Source organism: Verminephrobacter aporrectodeae subsp. tuberculatae At4 (genome assembly GCF_000193225.1).
Classification (GTDB): domain Bacteria; phylum Pseudomonadota; class Gammaproteobacteria; order Burkholderiales; family Burkholderiaceae_C; genus Acidovorax; species Acidovorax aporrectodeae.
This window is the reverse complement of sequence record NZ_AFAL01000102.1, coordinates 1-5,610: the sequence shown is the minus strand read 5'-3', so window position 1 is coordinate 5,610 and position 5,610 is coordinate 1. Positions and strand designations below refer to the sequence as shown.

Below are 5,610 nucleotides of genomic sequence, written 5' to 3'. Positions count from 1 at the left end.
CCGACACCGGCGCGGACCATGGCTTCGAGAAAGTAAAACACGTAGGCCGGGCCCGAACCCGAGAGCGCGGTGACGGCGTCGAGCTGCTTTTCGTTTTCCACCCACAGGAACTCGCCGGTGCAGGCCATGATGGCTTCGACGCTCTGGCGCTCGGCGGCACTTACGGCGGGGCGGGCGTACAGCGCGCTCATGCCCTTGCGCACCAACGCCGGCGTGTTCGGCATGGCGCGCGCCACCCGCTCGCAGCCCAGCCACCGGACGATGCTGTCGCAGCGGATGCCGGCCGCCACGCTCAGATGCAGGGCCTGCCGGACATGCGCCCCGGCCTGCGCAGCGGCGTCCCTGAAGACCTGCGGTTTGACCGCCCAAACCACGACCTGCGCGCGCTCCAGCGCCGCGCCGGCCTCGGGCAGGGGCTCGACGCCATGCGTGCTGCGCAGGGCCTCGCGCGCTTCGGCTCCGGGTTCGAGCACCTCGATCTGGCTGGCCTGCTGGCCTTGGTCGATCAAGCCGCCAATGATGGCGCTGGCCATATTGCCGCCGCCGATAAAGGCGATCACGGGCAGGGCGTGGGCAGGGGCGGCGGTGTTCTGGCGCATGGCAGCTGGGCGGAGGGACGAATCGGAAGCGCGATGGTAGCGCGCGTCCCCCCGGAGGGGATTTATCCGGCCGCAGCGATCCCCTTGAAGAGCATGTACGCCGCCAGGGTGAACAGCAGGGACGCGAACACCCGCTTGAGCCGTTTCACGGGCAGGCCGTGCGCGGCCTTCGCGCCCAGGGGGGCGGTGAGCACGCTGCAGGTGGCGATGACCGCCAGGGCGGGCAGCCAGATATAGCCCAGAGACGCCGCGGGCAATCCGTGCACGCCCTGTCCGCTGATCGCATAGCCCAGGCCATTTGCCAGTGCAATCGGAAATCCGAGCGCGGCGCTGGTGGCTACGGCGTTGTGCATGGGAACGTTGCACCAGGTCATGAAGGGCACGCTCACGAAGCCGCCGCCGGCTCCGACCAGCCCCGAGAGAAACCCGATCGCCCCGCCTGCGCCCAACTGCCCGGCGTTGCCCGGCATCTGCCGCGTGGGTGCGGGCTTCCTGTCCAGGAACATCTGCGTGGCCGAGAAGCCCACGAAGAGCGCGAAAAAGATCGCCAGGAACGCGCCCTTGAGCAGCGCGAAAACGCCCAGGCTGGCGAGAAAGCCCCCGGCAACGATGCCCGGGGCGAGGCGTCGGGCGATGTCCCAGCGCACCGCGCCGCGCCGCTGGTGCGCCCGCACGCTGGAGATCGACGTGAACACGATGGTCGCCATCGAGGTCGCAATCGCCATCTTCACCGCCAGGTCGGGGGCCACTTTTTGCGCGCCCAGGATGTACGTCATGAACGGCACGAGCAGCATGCCGCCGCCGATTCCCAGCAGGCCCGCGAGAAAGCCCGTGGCAAGGCCCAGGACGCCGAGTTCAACGATCAGGAGGAGGTCCGGCATGGGGCAGATGAGGGCGGTGCACCCGGCCGTGGCGGGACGCGGTGACGGGAAGGGGGGAGGGGAAGGTGTCTGCGAATGCCGCCGGACCCTCATCCTGAACCGGGGGTCCAGGTGGGCGAGGGCAGCCCGGTGTTGGGTTCATCTGACGCGAGATGATCACGCCCACCGGGCAATATACCAAGCCCGTGCTCATTGAGCATTGGTTCAAGGAAATATAGGACCCGACAGCCTCGCAGACGCTGCCATTGTAGGCGCTGGCGCAGCGCCTGAAACGGGGATCACGCCCCGCTTGTCTTGTCTTGGATCAAAACAACTGGGCGTCGTCGCCCAGGGCCTGGTCCAGGCGCCGCACCAGCGTGTGCAGACGCGGGTCGGCGCCTTCGGGCAGATCGGCCGCGCGCGCGCCTGCGGCCGGCGCGGCGGCCTCGCGGTCCGCGAGGTCGAACGCCAGGTTCACTGCGGCGAGCACGGCGATGCGTTCGCGGGTCCGGACCTTGCCTGCGTCGCGGATGCGCGTCATGGCGGCATCGACGCGCGCGGCGGCGTCGCGCAGGCGGGTTTCCCGGCCCTCGGTGCAGCTCAGCAGATAGCTTTGCTGCAGGATCTGCACCTCGACCTGCTTCATGGGGTTTCTCTCGTTGCGGGCAGGCGCTCGAGCAGCGCGTCGATGCGCGCGCGCGCCGCGCTCAGGCGCGCTCTCAGCGAGTCCCGTTCCTGCGTCAGCGCGGTCACCTGCTCGGTCAGCAGCGCGTTCGCGCGTTGCAATTGCGCGTGGCGCAGCAGCAGGCGCTCGACGCGTTCGGCAATCTGGTCAATGGGGGATGCGGGTGCCATACAGCGCGCAATTTTAGGATTGCGGTACATGAATGAGCGTAACTAATCAGCCCCATCGCTGCGGGCCATGGCCGGCGCCGCGCGTACTATTTGCGCAAACGGAGCTCCGTGCAAGAACCGCTTTGGGCAAGTTACGACGCTGGCTTAGAATGCCGCCCGTTGGTGCCCGCGGCGTGGTTCACATGCCGCAGTTCAACGGGAAGCAGGGAGGGGTGCCGTCAACCATGGCGCGCCGGGCCTGCGCTGCCCCCGCAACGGTCAGCGGACGAATCAGCCGATTCTCTCTCCATCCATACGCCACTGCGCGCCTTGAACAAGTGCATGGGAAGGCATTGGGGGGTGTTCCGCCAGCCCGGATACCGGCCAACGAGGTGGTTCGTGCATGGGCGTCCATGCGCAGCCGTATCGCCCACAACGCTGGCGGGGTGCCGGCGCGGGTTGTTCGCTTGTCCTTCGATCCCCATGCATCTCCATACCCCTCATGCGTGCCGTGCCGCGCCGCTGTGCCTGCGCCCGGGTGCGCTGGCCGTTCTTTCCCTTGTCTGCGGCCATATGGCGCATGCGCAGGAGTCCGCGACGCCCGCGCTGCAAGAGACCGTGGTCACCGCCACGCGCGCCGAGCAGCCCCTGTCCGACCTGGTGGCCGACCTGTCCGTCGTGGACCGCGAAACCATGGAGCGCAGCGGCGCCGCGGGTCTGGTCGATCTGCTCGCGCGCCTGCCGGGCGTGGAGATGGCGCGCAACGGCGGGGTCGGCAATAGCGCCAGCGTCTTCCTGCGCGGCGCCGAATCGCGCCATGCGGCGGTCTACATCGACGGGGTGCGGGTCGATTCGCAGTCCACGGGCGGGGCGCAATGGGAGCAGATCCCGCTGGCGCAGATCGAGCGCATCGAGGTGCTGCGCGGCCCGGCCGCGGCGGTCTATGGATCGGACGCCATCGGCGGGGTGATCCAGCTTTTCACCCGCAAGGGGGAAGGCCCCGCCAGGCCGTACGCGGGAATCGGCCTGGGCAGCCGGGCCACGCGCAAGGTCGAGGCCGGCGTCAGCGGCAGCGCCGGGCAGGGCGGCGCGCTGGACTATTCGCTCGGGCTGGCGCGCGAGAGCAGCGCGGGTTTCGACGTCCAGACCCGCGGCACGCACAACCCGGACCGGGACGCGCATCGCCTGGCCTCGGGCCATGCGCGGCTCGGTTGGCGCATCGACGAGCGCCACCGCATCGACACCAGCTGGCTCGCCAGCTACCTGAATGCGGGCTACGACGATTACGGCCACGACGCCGCCCGCCCGGTCGATGACCGCAGCCTGCAACGCCTGCGCACGGCGGGGCTGACCTGGGCGGCGCAATGGTCGCAGGCCTACGCAACGCGCCTGTCGGTCACCGACGCGCTCAGCCGCTACGCGACCACGCCCTCGCCCTACCGCACCGAGACCGGGCTGCGCGGCTACCTCTGGCAGAACGACTACCGCCTGGGCGCGCACCGCTTCAGCGCCGCGCTCGAGCGCCGCGAAGACGCGCTGCAAAACGCCCCCATCGACCGCAGCCGCGCGCAGGACGCGCTGGCGCTGGGCTATGGCCTGATCTCCGGGCGCCACACCGTGCAGCTGAATCTGCGCCACGACGCCGACAGCGAATTCGGCGCCAAGGACACGGGCAGTGCGGCGTATGGCTACGCGTTCACCGCGGACTGGCGCGCCAGCGCCTCGGTGGGGACGGCTTTCCGGGCGCCGACCCTGTACCAGCGTTTCAGCAAATACGGTGTCGCCACGCTGCAACCCGAGAGCAGCCGCAACGCCGAACTGGGTCTGCGCTACGCCCGGGGCCGCAGCAGCTTCTCGGTGCTGGCCTACCGCAACCGGTTCAGCGACCTGATTGCGTTCGGCGCGGCGGGCGCCTGCGCGTCGAGCTATGGCTGCTACGCGAACATCGCGCGCGCGCAATCCACGGGGCTGACCCTTGCCGGCGCGCACGCGCTGTCGGGGGTGCAACTGCACGCTTCGCTGGACCTGCAAAATCCGCGCAACCTGGACACGGGCAAGCAGGCCCCGCGCCGGGCCAGACGCCACGCCACGGTGGGCGCCGACACGCGCGTCGCCGACTGGACCGTGGGCGCCGAGGCGCAGGCCTCGGGCCAGCGCTTCGATGACGCGGCGAACGCCAACCGGCTCGGGGGCTACGCGCTGCTCAACCTGTACGCGCAGACCCGCGTGGCGCGCGACTACCAGCTGCTGGCGCGCATCGACAACCTGGCCAACAAGAACTACGAACTGGCGCGCGGCTACGCCACGCCCGGCCGCAGTCTGTATGTGGGCTTGAAATGGGCGCCTCGATGAATCCGGCCTCTGCGCTTTCCGCTACCACCGAGCTCATTGTGGGCGGGCAAAAGAGCGGCAAGTCGCGTCGCGCCGAGCAACTGGCATGCGACTGGTTGGCTCTCAGCGGTGCGCACCGCGCGCTGCTGATAGCCACCGCCGAGCCCGGCGACGACGAGATGCGCGAGCGCATCGCGCGCCACCAGCGCGAGCGCGCCGAACGCGTCCCGGGCCTCGGGACCGTGCAGGAGCCGCATGACCTTGCCGCCGCGCTGCTGCGGCACGGCGGCGCGCAAACCCTGCTCGTGGTGGACTGCGTCACGCTCTGGCTCAGCCACTGGAGCATGCCGATCGGACTGGACGCGATGGATTCGCCGCAAAGGCAGGCGCTCGCGCTGGATTGGGAAAAGCAACGCGTCCTGTTTCTGGAAGCCATCCGCAAAGCCCCCGGGCCCGTCGTTCTGGTGGGCAACGAGATCGGCCTGGGCGTGATACCGCTGGGCCGCGCGGTGCGTGCCTTCGTTGACGCGCTGGGTACACTGAACCAGCAACTGGCGCAGATCTGCCCGCGCGTCACCCTGATGGTGGCCGGGCTGCCCCTGACCCTGAAAGACCCTTGCCGATGAATCCGTCCCCCGCGCGCCGCGTCCTTTGGGCGCTGGCGATCCTGGTGCTGCCGGGCCTGCCCATGGCCGGGCTGGCGCAGCCGGTGCACGTCGGGGACGACCGGGGCCGCGTGCTGCGCTTGCCGCGCGCGCCGCAGCGCGTCGTGAGCCTGCTGCCCTCGCTGACCGAGAGCGTGTGCGCGCTGGGGCAGTGCCAGCGCCTCGTGGGCGTGGACCGCGATTCCAACTGGCCCGAGGCCGAAACCGGCAGGCTGCCCAAGCTGGGCGGCGGGCTCGACCCGAGCATCGAGGCCATCGTGGCGCTCAGGCCCGACGTGGTGCTGCTCGCGCGCAGCTCGGGCGTCGCCAGCGAGCGGCTCG

General features: G+C 70.1%; 7 protein-coding genes, 1 other RNA gene and 1 riboswitch. Of the genes, 3 read left to right on the top strand and 5 right to left on the bottom strand.

Annotated features, from left to right (window positions below; translation table 11 throughout):
• The 5 genes from VTU_RS0104220 to VTU_RS0104205 form a co-directional block, all read right to left on the bottom strand.
• On the bottom strand, positions 1–599 hold a 599-nt coding region (locus tag VTU_RS0104220; protein ID WP_010101126.1), incomplete at its 3' end, for a pyrroline-5-carboxylate reductase family protein.
• A gap of 62 nt (positions 600–661) precedes the next feature.
• Positions 662–1,480, bottom strand: coding sequence for a sulfite exporter TauE/SafE family protein (locus tag VTU_RS0104215; RefSeq protein ID WP_010101124.1), 819 nt, complete (start codon positions 1,478–1,480; stop codon positions 662–664).
• Between the two features lie 62 nt (positions 1,481–1,542).
• A non-coding RNA gene (gene ssrS / locus VTU_RS35820) (6S RNA) lies at positions 1,543–1,722 on the bottom strand.
• Between the two features lie 62 nt (positions 1,723–1,784).
• Positions 1,785–2,105, bottom strand: coding sequence for a cell division protein ZapA (locus VTU_RS0104210; RefSeq protein WP_010101122.1), 321 nt, complete (start codon positions 2,103–2,105; stop codon positions 1,785–1,787).
• Complete coding sequence (locus VTU_RS0104205; RefSeq protein ID WP_010101119.1) at positions 2,102–2,314, bottom strand: cell division protein ZapB; 213 nt, start codon at positions 2,312–2,314, stop codon at positions 2,102–2,104. Before VTU_RS0104205 ends, VTU_RS0104210 begins: the two co-directional genes overlap by 4 nt.
• 144 nt (positions 2,315–2,458) lie before the next feature.
• A riboswitch (cobalamin riboswitch) is annotated at positions 2,459–2,696 on the top strand.
• Positions 2,697–2,776: 80 nt separating this feature from the next.
• Here VTU_RS0104205 and VTU_RS0104200 point away from each other — a divergent pair.
• The 3 genes from VTU_RS0104200 to VTU_RS0104190 form a co-directional block, all read left to right on the top strand.
• Entirely contained in the window at positions 2,777–4,645 is a 1,869-nt protein-coding gene (locus VTU_RS0104200; protein ID WP_029554094.1) for a TonB-dependent receptor domain-containing protein, read from the top strand.
• The gene (locus tag VTU_RS0104195) at positions 4,630–5,250 is read left to right on the top strand and encodes a bifunctional adenosylcobinamide kinase/adenosylcobinamide-phosphate guanylyltransferase (RefSeq protein WP_010101115.1); all 621 of its coding nucleotides are present in this window, start codon (positions 4,630–4,632) and stop codon (positions 5,248–5,250) included. The genes VTU_RS0104200 and VTU_RS0104195 overlap by 16 nt, the downstream gene beginning before the upstream one ends.
• Positions 5,247–5,610, top strand: a 364-nt coding sequence (locus VTU_RS0104190) for an ABC transporter substrate-binding protein (protein ID WP_010101113.1), incomplete at its 3' end; no start/stop codon positions are given. The genes VTU_RS0104195 and VTU_RS0104190, both read left to right, overlap by 4 nt.

What these genes read in the sequence shown, in the direction of transcription:
- VTU_RS0104215 (WP_010101124.1), bottom strand. Translation starts at nt 1,480, where the DNA reads ATGCCGGACCTCCTCCTGATCGTTGAACTCGGCGTCCTGGGCCTTGCC.
- VTU_RS0104210 (WP_010101122.1), bottom strand. Translation starts at nt 2,105, where the DNA reads ATGAAGCAGGTCGAGGTGCAGATCCTGCAGCAAAGCTATCTGCTGAGC.
- VTU_RS0104205 (WP_010101119.1), bottom strand. Translation starts at nt 2,314, where the DNA reads ATGGCACCCGCATCCCCCATTGACCAGATTGCCGAACGCGTCGAGCGC.
- VTU_RS0104200 (WP_029554094.1), top strand. Translation starts at nt 2,777, where the DNA reads ATGCATCTCCATACCCCTCATGCGTGCCGTGCCGCGCCGCTGTGCCTG.
- VTU_RS0104195 (WP_010101115.1), top strand. Translation starts at nt 4,630, where the DNA reads ATGGGCGCCTCGATGAATCCGGCCTCTGCGCTTTCCGCTACCACCGAG.